Raw genomic sequence first — 15,652 nt, forward strand, 5'->3', positions numbered from 1 at the left:
TAAACAATCCAAAATTAGAGATGCATATTTGAATATTCTAACCAAAGTTAACTTTGACTAAAGATAAGTCATCATCAAGATTATCTTGAGTATTTAAGGTAAGAATCTTCGCTAATAGTTGATTGAGGTTACAGGTATTCTGATTATATTTGGTTAGTAAGTCAATGAAAGCATCAATCCCCCAAATTTTACCATTTGACTGATTAATTTCATAAGCACCATCACTAAAGATGTATAAAGTGCTGTTTTCTTCGACCTCAAAAACAGCATCCTCAAATTGAACTTCAGGCAAAAAGCCAATTGGTAAATCTAAAGAATTTAGCTGTTTAATTTCGATGCTGTTTATGGAGGTATTAGATAATAGTAAAGCAGGTGGATGTCCCGCGTTGGCATAAATGAGTTGACGTTTAAGGCGGTGATAAACTCCATACCAGATTGTAAAGTATTTATCACCGTGCTTACTCATTTGAAAGGCATGATTGAGTGCTATTAGGACTTCACTTGGTTGACAAAAATTAGTGTTTGGTAGAGATTGCGATCGCAAAACATTTTGTACGGATACCGATAGGAGGGCTGAACCCACCCCATGACCAGATACATCTAACAAATAAATTGCCAAATGATCCTCGTCAATCCAATAATGGTCGAAGCAATCACCCCCTAGCTGCGCTGAGGGAATAAACAGATTTTCTGTAGTTACTGCTCCTACAAGCGGTGAGGGTAAAAGCGATCGCACATAATCAGCGGCCTCAGACAATTCTGCTTCCAAAATTTGCTTTTGAGTTTGCAAATCCTGATTTAGTGCCTCCAAAGCTTGCTTTTGACTTTGTAAATCCTGATTTAGCTGGTGTAACCTTAGTCCTGCTCTTACCCGTGCTTTCAATTCATTCATCTCTATTGGTTTGGAGATAAACTCATCCGCTCCAGCATCAAGTCCCTTAACTCTATCTTCCTCCTCTCCTCGAGCTGCTCCCCTAGCCGTCAATAAAATAAAAAAAGTAGTTGCTAATTCTGGATCTGTTTTAATTCGGCGACACACTTCTAGCCCATCTACCTGGGACATCATCCAGTCACAGATAATCAAAGCCGGATGTAGTAGTTGTGCTTGTCTAATTCCTTCTTCGCCATTGCTCGCTACAGTAGTCTCATAACCCTGCTTTTGGAGTGTACTTTTTAGTACAGCTCGTACTGTTGGGTCATCATCAATAACCAGAATTTTAAACATAAATACAATTTATTAAGTAAAATGTTCGGTAAATAGTTGCTTTAATTTAAGTTATATGCAATTTAGTTTTTAATGTATAGTAAAAATACTCAAATTAAATAAAGTAATTAACGAATATGATGATTTAAAAATATTTTCTTATTTCAAAAGTGAATCATAAAATTTATCTCAAAGTCAATACAGACCTGACAGCTTCATCTCAAGTTTTGTCTTGGTTCGAGCAGATGAATCAACCACCTATTCCCGATCAAGAAATTTGGTGGCAGTGTCAAACACTTTTGATAGAAGGCTTTACTAACATTGTTGAACACGCCCACAAAAATTTGCCTCTTGAAACTCCTATTGAGATAGAAGCTGTGCGGTTAGATGAATACATAGAAATTCGCATCCGGTCTCAAGGACAGCCTTTTGACTTAGAGCATAAATTACGGCAAACATCTGAATTTGAGAATAACGATCGAGAACGCGGCCGAGGTTTAAAAATCATGTCCACCATTGCTGACAAGTTAAGTTATGAGGCGACAGCAGATAATCGTTACTGTTTATTTATGATTAAATATTATTAATTATTTCAATGATAAAAGTGGGAATTAGGAGTTATGAGTTTGCATTAAAAACTCTTGGATGCGTTTAACAAAGTCTTCTAACTCCAAGATTAAGTTACTAGTACCTCGACGCTCTTGGTTGTAAGCTAATTGTTCCAGTTTTTCTGCTACCAGATGCATGGTTGTAATTCCCATATTGGCACTAGAACCTTTAATCTGATGACCTTGGAGTACTATTTGTTCAAAGTCATGATCTGCGATCGCTATTTTAATTAACTCTAGACGAGGTTGAATATCCTCAACAAATATTTGCAGTAGTTCCAATTCAAATTCTGGGTTATTTTCTGAGAGTTGGTGCAAGCGTTCCCAATCAATTGGGAGGTTAACAGAACCTACATCTGTTGTACAAACTGTTTGCTCTGTGGCAGGTGTTTCTTTTGCTTCAAATATCACATTTCCCCAACGCTCTAGCGTCGCCGCCAAATTTTCTTTGATTACTGGCTTGCTCAAATAGTCATCCATTCCGGCATCTAGACACATTTGTTGGTCTTCTCTCATCGCATTAGCTGTCATTGCAATTACCACCGGACGATAACCACTGGCAAAGTAGTTTTCTTGCCAACGATGAATTTCTTTTGTGGTTTCTAAACCATCGAGAACTGGCATTTGGCAATCCATCAGAATTAAATCGTAGGGAATTTTTTCTAATAGCTGCAAAACTTCTTGCCCATTCCCAGCAACATCAGCACTATAACCCAGGCTTTTGAGTTGCTTCAAAGCGACTTTCTGATTCACCAAATTATCTTCGGCTAAGAGAATTCTTAATTTGTGGGAGTTAGGAAGTGGAAGCTGCGAACTAGAATAATAGTTGCGGTTGTTTTCAGAATTTTTCAGTTTTAAATCCTGACTTCTGACTTCTAACTCCTGAATTTTGACTTCAGACTCCTTTTCCATCTGTGTTCCTAAAATAGTCATGATGGTATCGAGGAGCCGCGCTGGCTTAACAGGTTTGACTAAATAAGCTGCAAATCCTATTTTTAGCGATCGCTGGATTTCATCGCGTTGATCGGTAGAGGTAAGCATAATCAAAGGTAGCCCCGTGATCGCTGAATTTGCTTTAATTTGTTCTCCTAAAGTCATGCCATCTACTTCTGGCATGTGCATATCAATTACAGCTATGTCATAGAAATTTTTTTGCTTGGCAGCCTCCTGAATAGCTTTGAGAGCAGTAGTAGCCGAAGCAGCCTGATCCACCAGCATCCCCCAACGGGTAGCTTGATGGTAGATAATTTTGCGATTTGTAGCATTATCATCCACCACTAACAAGCGCCGATTGAGCAAAAGTTCGCGTTCGCCTTCTAAGGAAATAGAGTCAATTTGTTTGGCGAGAGTTACTTCAAACCAAAACTTAGATCCTTTTCCCAACCGACTTTCTACACCCATTTCTCCTCCCATCAAGCTTACCAGTTGCTTGCAGATGGCTAATCCCAAACCTGTCCCCCCATATTTACGGGTGGTGGAAGCATCTACTTGGGTAAATGGCTTAAAGAGTTTGGATTGATCTTCTGGGGTAATGCCAAGACCGGTATCTACGATCGCAAAATAGATGGTGGCTGTAGTCAGAGAAAGCGACCGCAATTCTGCTCGTAATACTACCTCTCCCTTGCTGGTGAACTTGATCGCATTGCTAATCAGGTTCATAAGAATTTGTCGCAGACGGCCAGCATCGCCTTGGAGCTGGGTAGGGACGTTGCTATAGATTAATCCTGCAATTTCTAATCCCTTATGATGAGCTGAGGGAGCCAATAATTCCAACACCTCTTCTACACAGGTAGATAAGTTAAAGTCTAAAGTTTCTAGTGCCATTTCTCCAGCCTCTAGTTTGGACAGATCCAAAATTTCGTTGATCAGGCTTAACAGAGCATCGCCACTAATGCGAATTGTCTCCATAAAATCCCGTTGCTCGGAATTTAGAGGAGTTTCTAACATTAAGCCTGTCATGCCCAATACAGCATTCATTGGAGTCCGAATTTCATGGCTCATGTTGGCCAAAAAGGCACTTTTGGTTTGAGAAGCTAATTCAGCTTGGTGACGAGCAATTTCGAGTTCTCGTCGTTGTTGAGTTTCTGCATCTAACATTTGGGCTTGGGCTAAGGCAATACCTACTTGGTCAGCTATTTGCCGTAAAAGATGAGTTTCAAAGCTAGACCATTGGCGAGAGCCGCCGCACTGATGGACAATCAGTAAACCGCAGAGTTCTTCTTTGACGAGAATGGGTATGACTAAATTACACTGGACTCCAAATTGTTGCAGTAATTCGAGATGGTTTTTTTGGACTTCAGCTATATCCAAGTCTGCAAGCCCCAGATTCGGTTTTTGACGGTACTGTTGTAGATAGTACTGCTGGATATATTCGGCTTGAAAGTAAGCATTGACTAGCTCTTTCTCTTTAATTGCTAGCCAGCCAGAAATTACTGCCTCAACCACGGTAGCTCCAGAGCCATCTGCCTTTGGCTGATAAATCAAAACTCGATCACTATGGAGAATTTTTTGAACCTCGGTGACAGTGATTTGGAGAATTTCTTTGATTTGCAAAGACTGACGAATTTTGAGGGTGATTTCAGTAAATAGTTGCGATCGCAAGTTTTGGCGTTGGAGTTGTTCTTCTGCCTGCTTGCGCTCAATAAACTGCCCTACTTGCTCACCAATTAAATTCATGACTTTTGCCAAATCTGGGTCAGCTTGCTGGATTTCATGGCTAAAGCAGGTAATGACACCGATGATTTTTTTACCACTACAGATCGGAAAACCAAAAGCTCCGTGCAGTTCTGCTTCGGCAGCGATTTGAGAGCGAATGAAACTCTGATCTTTAACGACATCAGCGATCCAAACAGGTTCAAGACTAGCCCAGACACGGCCAGGCAGCCCTATTCCTAGTGCAAATGTGGTCTGCCGACTGAGGATGTCAAATTCTTGCATCTCAAAGGAGATTTTGTACCATGTATTTACCAAGGACAGTAGATTTGCTCGTTGATCTAGCATCCAAAATTCACTAAAATCCCATCCCAAACTTTCGCAGATTCCTTGCAATATTTGGGGCATGGCTTCATTGATTGTGGTTGACTCTGCCAAGACACGGGTGGTAACATACTCTGCTTTTAGATGCTGTTCAGTTCGTTGGCGTAAGCGAAGTTCTTGGTAGACATCGCTGATGTCAATACCTGTGGCAACAATGTATTCAACGTTGCCCTCATAGTCTTGCAAGGTAGTGTTAGTCCAGGCAATCAGTCGTCGGCTGCCATCCTTAGTTACCCAATAGTTTTCGTATTCTTTGGGCGCTTCACCAGATCGCAACTGCTCAAAAACTGCTTTAACTGGCTCGATTTCTTCAGGAAGTAGAAACAGATTCCAGAAATGCCTTCCTTTCACCTCATCAAATGAATAACCAGTAATTTGTTCACAAGCTTGATTGAAGCGAACAATTTGCCCTTTATGGTCAAGAACTATTACCAAAGCGCTGGTTGTATCAAGGACTGCTGAGATAAAGTTGCGTTCTTGATTCAGTGTTTCCTCTGTTAATTTACGTTCCTTTCCCTCACGATAAATAAAGTAGTAGACCATAGCCAGAATCAGAAAACTTAGACAAATAGCGATCGCAATTGTCAAAATCGCGTTTTTAGCACTGGTTTTTGCAGCTTGTGACTGCTGTTGAAGCAACCTTTTATCCTCATTCTTTATCTCATTGATGATCTTGCGGATATCATCCATGAGATGTTTTCCTTGATTTGTCTGGATTACCTGCAACGCCGCCTCGAATCCCTGGTTTTGACGCAGGTATATAGTCTGCTTAAGTATGGCAAGTTTTGCAGCTATCAGCGGTTCAAGGGTTGCGAGCTGCTTTTGTTGATTAGGTTGATCTGCGATTAAATTCTTCAGTTTTATAATTTTTTGATCGATGTTTTCAACTACTGCTTGATAAGGTTCTAGATAACTTTCTTGTCCAGTGAGGATGTAACCGCGTTGTCCAGTCTCAGCATCTTTCATCTTGGATAGTAATTCTTCTAGTTGATTGATTTTCTCTTGGGTTCTTTGTACCTGATTATTCGTATCAATCAATATGCGTGTATTTTGATAAGAAATAACGCCAATCAAAACTAAAATTGCCGATGCTAACCCAAACCCTCCGGCTATTCTTTGAAAAAATTGTTTGCGCGTTTTCTGTACCTGTTTACGTGTATCATTTGCCAATACCAAACTTGCCAAACTGCGCCGCATTTCTAGTTGCTTGATTACGTGGCGACCGAGAATCCGTAATGCTTCAACTTGTTCTGGAGAGAGGTTTCTTGGTACACGGTCAATTACACAAAGTGTTCCTAGTGCATATCCTTCAGGGTTAGTCAGCGGTACACCAGCATAAAACCGAATATTCGGATCTGAAGTAACTAACGGGTTTGTCGCAAACCTTTCGTCAACTGTTGCATTAGGTACAACAAAAACTTCAGGTTGCAGAATAGCATGGGCGCAGAATGCCAAATCGCGGGGTGTTTGTAGGGCATCCAAACCAACTTTTGACTTGAACCACTGACGATTTGTATCAATTAAGCTGATTAAGGCAATGGGAGTTCCACAAATATATGAGGCTAAACGGGTAAGATCGTCAAATGCTGCTTCCGGACGAGTATCAAGTATTTTATACTCCAAAAGAGATTCGATTCGCTGTGTTTCGTTATTAGGTAATGGTGCTTTCATTCTTCAGGCTTATACTATTTTGGATTTAAAAAAAGAATTTAAAATTCAGAATTCAGGAGCCAGAATTAAGAAGACAATTGATACAGCGGTTCTCAGTTGAATGAGGTACAAGAACCCCACCCCCAACCCCCTCCCCGCAAGCGAGGAGGGGAATATGATGTATCTCATGTGATTAATAAACGCTATAGTCAAAGTTTATAATTTGAAGAAAATAAAAAAATCAAAAATATATAGCAGGCTTGATTGTAAATTCATTTTGAATTCTGCATCCTGCCCCCTGCCTCCTAAAATTTGACCCGCAACTGTCCTGTGAAGGAATTACCACCGTAGGCGCTTCCCCCGGTTTCTTGATTGCGGACATTACTAAAGCTATAGCCCAAGTCTGCTTCTATACTGGGCGAGAGTTTTACAGTACAGCGCGTTTGATAGGTATTGGCGTTGTCAAATTCTCCTTTAAGCCGCTGCCGGCCTAAATTGGCAGCGAGGCGACAGCGTAAGAAATTAGCAATATTTCCCTCCCAAGCTACCTCACCGTTATAAACTAGAAAATCTGGTGGAGAAAAATAGCCGCTTGTGCGTTCTAAATCGCGATCGTAACTCCAAGTGAATAAGTTAGCTGCCAAAGAAAATTGTCCGAACTTGCGCTCTAACCTACTAAAAGACTGCACCTCGGAATTACCATCGTTGTAACTACCCAAACGCAATGATGAAAATAAGCTGGTGTCACGATCAATCTGCCAGTATAAATCAGGCCCAAATCGCCAAGCAGTAATTTGATTGTCTAAAGTTCGAGCATTGGATTTATAAGGCCCTTGTTCTAAATTACCTGATATTATTACTGCCGATAGCAATCGACCTGATGACGAAACTCGTGGCGGCGAAATGGGAGCATCCACCTTAACATTGAGATTGATAGCTGTGGGTAGACGATTGAACACATCGACTCCGGCTGCTGTTTGTAGAGTCACTTGTCCAATTTTTCCTTGCCATCCAACTTGCAAGGGAAAATTAGTAATTGATTCAACACCGCGTTGCTCAAAGAAGTTAAAACCTGTCTTGAAAAATATTTTATTGCCATTTCTCAATCGAAACTGAACTGTTGGCTCAAGGAAAAAATTAGTTTGACCAAAGTTGTCTGTGTCATAGCGATAGTCCGTATGAATACTTTCCAGAACTGCATCCGGCGTTTTTGCTTCGGTGGGTGTTTTTGGTGGGTTAGAATTCTGCTGCGGTGGTTCGGGTAGCGATGGTGGGTTAGAATTCTGCTGCGGTGGTTCGGGTAGCGATGGTGGGCTAGAATTCTGCTGTGGTGGTTTGGGTAGCGATGGTGGTAATCGCAAATCAGGATTGAAGTTTTCGGGCGCCGCCAGCAAAATAGGTGTTGGCTTTAATCGATAGGGGATTGGTTTTGAGTATTGTGCTGACTCAGGATTTACTTTGGTAACTTGCTCAGTCAATCCTAAAGGTGATTTCCAGGTCTGATGTGCTTGGGCTGCTTGTAATTTAGCTTCTGATAATATCCAAATACCTACGCTACAGATTACTCCCAATTGAATCTGTAGGCATCCCAAAAAAAATACAGCGTACAAACTATATTGAGAAACAAAGAAATAAGGTCTAAAACTATTTGCCATCGGTCGATACTACATTTATAAATGAAAAACTTGCTGCCAAATAGTTCTCTGGCTGCTAGCTGATGTATTCGAACTGGGATTATGATGCCCATAATCGATGCTTGTTAAGACATAGGAAAGGCAAAAGGCGTAAAGACGTTAATTTGGCGGGATATAGAAGTTCCCAGGTGCATAAAGTACATATCAAAACCTCACCCCCAACCCTTCCTTGGTGAAAATAGGGGTTGGAGGTGAGGTTAAGCTGTAGCTGATTCTGATTAGGGAACGCTAGACATCTTGCAAAATTTACTTTTGCAAGATATTGGGGAAAGGTTAAAGGTAAAGGGAAAATTCCATCCTTTTCCCTTTACCCCTTCCCCTTTACCCCACTTCTGCAAGAAGTCTGCTATATTCGAGTGGATATTTACTGTGATTTTGACAAACTACCAACAGTCATTGTTGAGTCTGCTGTTCCCATCTCAGAGTTTTCAGTATTGTCAACCTCAAGAGTTCGGAGCAATTCTCGAATTACATCTGTTGCTGGTCTTCCTGTGAGAGTACAGTATTGCTCAAGTTTCTTCATTTCCTCAGTTGTGAGATTTACTGTAAGTCGTTTAACAGCCCATTTTTTCTTCATAATCCTCTTTTATCTTGAATATGTTGCTTTTCTCGAAATCACCAAGTCATTACGATTACTCCCGTAGTGCATAGCCTACACCACAGGCTGTATGAATCAAACGTTTTTCATTATTTTCTTCTAACTTAAGCCGCAAACAACGAATATATACTTCAATAATATTAGAATCACCCATGAAGTCGTAACTCCAAACTTTCTCTAAAATTTGATCTCTAGTAAATACTTGACGGGGATGTGAAAGGAGATATTCTAATAAGTCAAATTATTTTGCTGTTAACTGAATGCTTCGTTTTTCCCGAAATACTTCACGAGTGTGCCTATTTAAGCTTAAATCTTCAAATTGCAACAAATCCTCGTCTGTTTCTTGCGTGCGCCGGAGATAAGCGCGAATTCTAGCTAATAGTTCCTCAATACTGAAGAGCTTAACTACATAATCATCAGCTTTGCATCTAATCCGGCGACGCGATCGCAAGTTGAAAATAAGCAGACGAAATCGACACTATTAATTAACCACAAACAGCGAAGGGGACTAATGCTAACTTCAACCTATTGGTTGATAGCCTCTAGATATGGCCGCGGTTGGTGAAAACCCTGAAGTGAAGCATCGACGATCAGGCAAACTTCGATCTGCATACCATCAGGATCGGAAAATGACAAGTTAAGTACTGGTCCTAGATCGGCGATCGCGCCATCAGTCACGCCCCGATCTATGAGTTTGCGGCGGATAATCTGGAATGCTGATTCTGTTGGGGCATTCAAAGCTAGGTGGTCGATGTGTCCTCGTCCAAACATATCCGGCAATCCAGAACTATGAATATTATTAGATATCTCTGCTGCGTGAAGCACACTCTGCGATCCAGCTAGCAGAAGTGCGTGACGAAAGGCTGGGGTCGTTTCTTGGAAGATTACTGGCATCTCGAATACATCAGTATAGAAGTCGATAAAGCGGTCGATGTCTGCTGTCACCACTGCAACATGGTGGATACCTGATACAAGGCTCATGGTGTTACTCCAGTTAGATTGTGCAATTTCCTTTCTATGAATAGGGGGCGATAACTTCTCTACGAGACGCCTTAGTGAAGCGTTCGCGATCGTGCGGTTGGTCAAAATCAACGATCGGCCCCTTCGGCACAATTCGATTTGGATTAATATCAGTCATGCTCATGTAATAGCCGCGCTTGGTATAGTCTAAATTGCAAGTCGCTTTGAACTCAGGACGCTGATATAGGTCTAGTAGATAATTCCAGAGATTTGGATAGTCGATAATTCGCCGCAAGTTACACTTAAAGTGACCGTAATACACCGAGTCGAACCGATACAGAGTAACAAACATACAAATATCGGCTTCGGTGAGTTGATTGCCACATAAATATCGTTGCTGGCTCAGAATGGCTTCCCATCGATCTAAACTCTCGAAGAGTTCAGTTACCGCATCTTCGTAGGCTGCTTGTGAAGTCGCAAAACCAGCGCGATATACACCAGCATTGATTGGCAGATAAACTGCATCAATCGTTTCATCAATCTGATGCTGTAAGTCGCGTGGGTATAAGTCTATTTTTTGTGTTGCCAATTCCCCAAACTCTACGTCAAACATCCGCATGATTTCGCGAGATTCGTTATTGATGATTGTTTGAGTTTGCTTATCCCACAACACCGGAACGGTAACTCGTCCTGTGTATTTGGGATCGGCCTTCAGATAAATCTCTTGCAAATATTGAGTGTGATTCACCCAGTCAGGAATAGCTCCCGGTGCTTCAGAAAACATCCATCCCTTGTCGCTCATAATCGGATCGACGATAGAGACTGAGATGGCATCATTCAAACCTTTGATTTCTCGCATAATTAAAGTGCGATGCGCCCAGGGACACGCCAAGGAAACGTAGAGGTGATAGCGTCCTGCTTCTGCCTTAAACCCACTAGAACCATCAGCGGTGACGCGATCGCGAAACGTTGTCGGCGTTTCCTTGAACTTACCGCTAGGATCTGATTTATTCCCATCGGTTGTCCATTTGCCTTCGATCATCATTCCTGACGGCATAACTTCCTCCTAACACTAAAGCGTGTCTATAAACTTTTGAGGATTACTTCAGCATTACGTCTTTCCTTTTCTGAAGGATTTTAATTTCTTAAAAATTCTTGACAAAATCGACTTTGTAGATAGATCACGGTTTCCCGTATCAACTCGCTGTCGCCAACCAAGCACGCAAAACCTCTGCCACTGTCCAAGCTTGGGCAATGCATCCCCGTGGAGTCATCGGGGCATCACCATCAAAAATTTCGCTGAGATTACCAACACCATGCGCGTTAAGATGATTAGCCATTGGTTCCAAAAATTGACGAGCCTGTTCGGGATTTTTGTAGACGCGCAGGTGTGCTAAGACGAACGGCCCCAATAACCAACCCCAAACGGTTCCCTGGTGGTAAGCTCCATCACGTTGATACTGATTGCCGCCGTATTTACCCTGAAATTGAGGATGATCGGGGGCAAGCGATCGCAACCCATAAGAAGTCAGCAGCGATCGCCCGCAAGCTTCCACCACACCCCTTTGCTGGGTAGGTGTGAGCGGACTTTCTGGTAATGACACAGCAAATATTTGATTAGGACGCAACGCTGAATCATCACCATCAGGACTGTCTAGAACGTCATAGCAATAACCTGTCTCATCATTCCAAAAGCGAGAAAATCTATACTTTGCCCGGTCTGCCATTGCCTCATATTCTTGGTGTGGTTTACCAAGCTGACGGGCAAACTTTGCCATTGTCCGTAAAGCATTGTACCAGAGGGCATTAACTTCGATTGGTTTGCCAATTCGGGGCGTAACTACCCAATCGTCAACTTTGGCATCCATCCAGGTCAGTTGTACGCCTGCAACGCCTGCATAAAGTAAGCCATCGGCGGCATCGAGATGAATATTGTAGCGTGTACCGCGACAGTGCCAATCAATGATGTCTGCAAGTATGGGAAAAAGTTCACCAAGCAAAGTATCATCGTCCGTGGCGCTGTAGTAGGCGCGGACTGCTTCAAAGTACCAAAGTGTGGCATCGACTGTATTATATTCTGGTTGCTCACCCGCATCAGGAAAGCGATTAGGCAGCATTCCCTGGTCTACGTATCTGGCAAAGGTGCGAAGAATTGAGCGTGCTACCTCTGGGCGACCAGTGGAAATTGTCAAACCAGGTAGACTAATCATCGTGTCGCGTCCCCAGTCGCTAAACCAGTGATAACCAGCGATGATGGTTTTGCCGTAGGGGTCTTCTGGCAATGAGCGATCGACAATAAATTGGTCAGCAGCTAATACTAGCTGGTCGATCCAGTCAGGTGATTCCTTAGTTTTGAAAGGTCGATTAGTTTTCCAAAATTCTGTTAACTTCTGTTCTTGAGCGCGACGTAACTTGAGTGCCGCTTCACCATTGAGATTTGGTTGTTTTTCTGTGCTGGCTACAAATGCCATCGCTTCCCCAGGATTCAGTGTAACTTCAAAAGTGGCGGCGTGGAGGTGGTCTTCTCGATCTCTCAATCCCCGATAGCGTTCAACTGCCAAGTCAAAGCCATGATACCAATTATGAACAACAGATGTACTAACGCGTGAAATGCTGCGTAGCTTGCCGCCGTAGGCATCGCCTTTAGGTGAATCACTCAGTAAATATAGTGGTACAGCACCCGGATAAGCAGTTACACAAATCCCCTGTTCCACCTCCTCAACAGACATCTGCCAACCATTGCTTTGAGTGTCGCTGTGATAATCGCGGTAGTTGACTATTGCTTTGAGCGTCAACTTTAGCGGTTGGGTGGCACGACGCAAAGTATACTGGACATAAGTTGTGTTCGCGCCTTGTTGCATCCACACGCGTTTTTCTAATAAGGCATCGGCAACAGCAAAACACCATACAGGAATTGTACCTTCCAGAGAAAAACGTTCAATATGCTGATAACCGTGGGGACTGACAATACCATCTGTCCAACGATTGGTGTCTAGAGAATAAGAGCGATCGCCATACAATACAGTTTCATCTAGTTTTGCCAGCATTAAGGTACGACCCAAAGGTGGTTTCAATGCTGCTACTAATAGTCCGTGATAGCGGCGAGTCAATAAACCAGCCACAGTCCCAGAGGCGTAACCACCAATACCGTTAGTAACTAACCACTCCCGCGATTCTGCAATGTCAAGATTGCCGCAGATTTCTCGCCCAAATTCTATACACATAAGTCACGCCACTTTGCTTTAAATTCAAAATTAACGATCGCCATCATGCTTTTCTCTCTGCGTTCTCTGTGCCCCTACGGTTTAAAAGTAATTTCTTAAACTACAGAGGCGCAGAGAACACGGAGAAAGAGGAATTATTGTCCAAAAATTTTACCCAAATTGAAAGGGCTACTCCTAACTTTTATTAGATTGGGGATTGATCCTCAGTTATTTGAGATTCATTTACTAGAGGGTTGAGGACAACTTCATTAGCAACACTATCAGCTTTCCGGGCACGAATTGCTGGACGCGATCGCTTATAACCTGCTCTTTCAGCTTTTTGGTGTTCATAATCAATCAATCTGCCATAATATTCATGCTTGCTTAAATTCATCGACAAGAAAATATGCTGGCGAGTATTACCAAAACCTTTGCGATTAAAAAACTTTAATGCTGAAGTATTGGTGGGGTCAGTGTCTACCAACATAAACCGCGCCCCATCTTCAATCATCCGGGCGACGACTTTATCAACCAACTTGTCTGCAACTCCCCGACGCTGATATTTTGGACTAACTCCTAGCCATAAAATATATCCATAAGTCCAAGATGCTTTGGTGATGATTGTTCCCAAAATAAATCCTGCTAACTCTCCATCTGTTTCAGCCACAAGACAGTATTCTGGATCGGTGTTGTAAAGTCCAATCACTTCCCATTCGTCCCAGGTGCGATATAAATAAGGATATAAATCGCTGGTAAATAAGCCTTCTCCCAAGTGGTAAACGGCAGCAATGTCGTCAATTCCTAATTCGCGTACATAAATTTCTTCAGTTTCGTCAAAGCTTGACATAAATTTACATAAATTTAAAAGTTATAGCTTCTTTATACCCCGATTGGATTTTACAAACATCCTCTAAGAGACTTGCAAAAAATAAATTATCCCAAATTATTTATAGATTTGTAGGGGCACAAGACCTTGCGCCCCTACGACGGGATATTCTTTTAACTGGAAGTCTCTAATGTATGGGGTTGAGTGAGACTTCTTGAATACTGTCAAAATTTGGCAACGAGTCTTTCACTGTTTCTTCAATTGCTTGTGTGCGATCGCAACGTTTGGCAAACTGACAATAATCACAGTTTTTACTACCTTCCCCAACTTGCGGAAACTGCTGGTTATTTTGGTAATTTTCCAGCCATTTAGTTAACTGGCTTAACAGTTGATTAAGTTTCTTTGCTGTTTGTGTGTGTTGAACAGTACTGTAATTAAATTTAATATTTTGCGGTTTACCCTCAGATTGGACAAACCAGTAAGTCATGGAAATATTTTCTGGCAAATAGTCACTAGTTTCTGCTAATACATATAGATAAAGCCGTGTTTGCCAGTTGGATTCTAACTTGCGTTTGTTGGGTGGTTTAGGATAAGTTTTCCAGTCGAGAATTTGCGCTTGTTGGTTATCTGCAATCAATAAATCATAGATAACTGTGAGCAAATAATCCTGAACTTGCAGAGTCCGGTAGTGTTCGCTTTCACGGAAAGTTTGATTATCAGATGCAGCCGTTAAAATTTCTGGCGCTGCATCAGCAAAACCTAGCATCCAGCTTTGCAGTTGCGCATCTGCTTCCAAGAAACTATCAATTGGCAAACCCATTTCTCGCTGTTGCATTAGCAAGTGAAAGCGACTACCCAAAGTTAGCCGTTCTTCTTGTTCTGGATTTGCGGGGGAATTGAGTTTTTCTAAATAGGTATGTTGAAATTTACGCGGACAAGCTTCTAGTAAGTTAAGTTGTCCTTGAGACAGTCGCAGTAGTTGAGTGGGAGTTGACAGCATTCTTCTATTTTAGAAGTAAATTATAATCTGCAACTCACCAAAATAGTGCTGAGTGCTGAGTAACGAGTGCTGAGTAAAAAAAGAATCAGGTAATGCATATTTAATTTTCACCAGATGTTTAGTACTCAGCACTCTTGAAAGATAGTTCTCACGTCTGCTATTTCAACTCGTCTTTATCTACCTCATCCTGGCGATCGGAATGTTTACTTTTTCCTTGGGACTTGATTGAGCCAAAGCTATAGGCTATAGCTATTTTAACGATGTCAAAATATGCCGGGTGATTAGCTTTATTAACGATCGCCAAAGAAATTGACCCTGCCACTAAGATTACTAAAAGTGGCGAAAATGTTTCTACCCCAGAGCCGTTGTTGTTAGACATGATACGATCTCCAAGTGAAAAGTTACGAAGCCTTTGGCTGACCTTCACTCAGCTAAAGGCTATTTATGGTCAGTATGAGTCTTAACCCCAAGACTCGAACATCATGGCGATCGCAAATAGACAGACTAGGAAAATCGCTATCCTCCCAACCCATGACCGTAGACTTGCGGATAAAAGCATCCCAACTATCGCATTTACCCCAAAAGTGTGAGACACAACAAAGGCTATTCCCAGCCCCAGCAGCCCCAGCAGAAAATATTTGAGTCCTATACAAAACCACTTGAACAACAGATTATCGTTATCTTTGAGACTGGGTTTCATAGTTTTTTCCTGTTTTGATTGAATCTAGGTAGCAGTTTGCGCTCCCCCGACCACACTAAGGAAACAGCGAATCTCCACAGTTTTGCTCCCACCAAGTCAAGGTTGACAAAAGTCCTACTCCTGAATGGAGTGGGAATATCAACAAAAGTGGTTTTGATATTTGCGGCTCATGA

At 42.0% G+C, this 15,652-nt stretch carries 11 protein-coding genes and 2 pseudogenes; 1 reads left to right on the forward strand and 12 read right to left on the reverse strand.

What is annotated here, in order from left to right; genetic code table 11:
* Positions 1–37 precede the first annotated feature (37 nt).
* Positions 38–1,225 (reverse strand): PP2C family protein-serine/threonine phosphatase, encoded by a 1,188-nt coding sequence (locus RMY27_RS29760; RefSeq protein ID WP_322668437.1) that lies wholly within the window; start codon positions 1,223–1,225, stop codon positions 38–40.
* Positions 1,226–1,374: 149 nt separating this feature from the next.
* Between RMY27_RS29760 and RMY27_RS29765 the strand changes: the two genes are divergently transcribed.
* Entirely contained in the window at positions 1,375–1,791 is a 417-nt protein-coding gene (locus RMY27_RS29765; RefSeq protein ID WP_322668438.1) for an anti-sigma regulatory factor, read from the forward strand.
* A gap of 24 nt (positions 1,792–1,815) precedes the next feature.
* Here the strand turns inward: RMY27_RS29765 and RMY27_RS29770 are convergent, their stop codons facing one another.
* The 11 genes and pseudogenes from RMY27_RS29770 to RMY27_RS29820 form a co-directional block, all read right to left on the reverse strand.
* The gene (locus RMY27_RS29770; protein WP_322668439.1) at positions 1,816–6,519 is read right to left on the reverse strand and encodes a response regulator; all 4,704 of its coding nucleotides are present in this window, start codon (positions 6,517–6,519) and stop codon (positions 1,816–1,818) included.
* 284 nt (positions 6,520–6,803) lie between these two features.
* Entirely contained in the window at positions 6,804–8,153 is a 1,350-nt protein-coding gene (locus RMY27_RS29775) for a hypothetical protein (RefSeq protein WP_322668440.1), read from the reverse strand.
* A 463-nt stretch (positions 8,154–8,616) separates the two neighbouring features.
* Positions 8,617–8,769: pseudogene (locus RMY27_RS29780) on the reverse strand (CopG family transcriptional regulator); the annotation flags it as partial.
* Between the two features lie 55 nt (positions 8,770–8,824).
* A pseudogene (locus tag RMY27_RS29785) lies at positions 8,825–9,237 on the reverse strand (response regulator transcription factor); the annotation flags it as partial.
* Positions 9,238–9,315: 78 nt separating this feature from the next.
* A complete protein-coding gene (locus tag RMY27_RS29790; RefSeq protein WP_322668442.1) occupies positions 9,316–9,771 on the reverse strand; it encodes a VOC family protein in 456 nt (151 codons plus the stop codon).
* 34 nt (positions 9,772–9,805) lie between these two features.
* On the reverse strand, positions 9,806–10,807 hold the full coding sequence (locus RMY27_RS29795; RefSeq protein ID WP_322668443.1) for a glutathione S-transferase family protein: 1,002 nt from the start codon (positions 10,805–10,807) through the stop codon (positions 9,806–9,808).
* Between the two features lie 139 nt (positions 10,808–10,946).
* On the reverse strand, positions 10,947–12,974 hold the full coding sequence (locus tag RMY27_RS29800) for an amylo-alpha-1,6-glucosidase (protein WP_322668444.1): 2,028 nt from the start codon (positions 12,972–12,974) through the stop codon (positions 10,947–10,949).
* A gap of 184 nt (positions 12,975–13,158) precedes the next feature.
* The gene (locus RMY27_RS29805) at positions 13,159–13,800 is read right to left on the reverse strand and encodes a GNAT family N-acetyltransferase (RefSeq protein ID WP_322668445.1); all 642 of its coding nucleotides are present in this window, start codon (positions 13,798–13,800) and stop codon (positions 13,159–13,161) included.
* A 166-nt stretch (positions 13,801–13,966) separates the two neighbouring features.
* Positions 13,967–14,779: a PD-(D/E)XK nuclease family protein gene (locus RMY27_RS29810; RefSeq protein ID WP_322668446.1), complete on the reverse strand. Its 813-nt coding sequence runs from the start codon at positions 14,777–14,779 to the stop codon at positions 13,967–13,969.
* A 157-nt stretch (positions 14,780–14,936) separates the two neighbouring features.
* Entirely contained in the window at positions 14,937–15,158 is a 222-nt protein-coding gene (locus RMY27_RS29815; RefSeq protein ID WP_322668447.1) for a hypothetical protein, read from the reverse strand.
* A gap of 81 nt (positions 15,159–15,239) precedes the next feature.
* The gene (locus tag RMY27_RS29820) at positions 15,240–15,479 is read right to left on the reverse strand and encodes a hypothetical protein (protein ID WP_322668448.1); all 240 of its coding nucleotides are present in this window, start codon (positions 15,477–15,479) and stop codon (positions 15,240–15,242) included.
* Between the last annotated feature and the right edge of the window lie 173 nt (positions 15,480–15,652).

Source organism: Nostoc sp. DedQUE09 (genome assembly GCF_034530915.1).
GTDB lineage: Bacteria > Cyanobacteriota > Cyanobacteriia > Cyanobacteriales > Nostocaceae > Nostoc.

Bases quoted from the DNA above. Each gene is read 5' to 3' on its own strand.
- RMY27_RS29760 (WP_322668437.1), bottom strand. From the start codon at position 1,225: ATGTTTAAAATTCTGGTTATTGATGATGACCCAACAGTACGAGCTGTA.
- RMY27_RS29770 (WP_322668439.1), bottom strand. From the start codon at position 6,519: ATGAAAGCACCATTACCTAATAACGAAACACAGCGAATCGAATCTCTT.
- RMY27_RS29775 (WP_322668440.1), bottom strand. From the start codon at position 8,153: ATGGCAAATAGTTTTAGACCTTATTTCTTTGTTTCTCAATATAGTTTG.
- RMY27_RS29790 (WP_322668442.1), bottom strand. From the start codon at position 9,771: ATGAGCCTTGTATCAGGTATCCACCATGTTGCAGTGGTGACAGCAGAC.
- RMY27_RS29795 (WP_322668443.1), bottom strand. From the start codon at position 10,807: ATGCCGTCAGGAATGATGATCGAAGGCAAATGGACAACCGATGGGAAT.
- RMY27_RS29800 (WP_322668444.1), bottom strand. From the start codon at position 12,974: ATGTGTATAGAATTTGGGCGAGAAATCTGCGGCAATCTTGACATTGCA.
- RMY27_RS29805 (WP_322668445.1), bottom strand. From the start codon at position 13,800: ATGTCAAGCTTTGACGAAACTGAAGAAATTTATGTACGCGAATTAGGA.
- RMY27_RS29810 (WP_322668446.1), bottom strand. From the start codon at position 14,779: ATGCTGTCAACTCCCACTCAACTACTGCGACTGTCTCAAGGACAACTT.
- RMY27_RS29815 (WP_322668447.1), bottom strand. From the start codon at position 15,158: ATGTCTAACAACAACGGCTCTGGGGTAGAAACATTTTCGCCACTTTTA.
- RMY27_RS29820 (WP_322668448.1), bottom strand. From the start codon at position 15,479: ATGAAACCCAGTCTCAAAGATAACGATAATCTGTTGTTCAAGTGGTTT.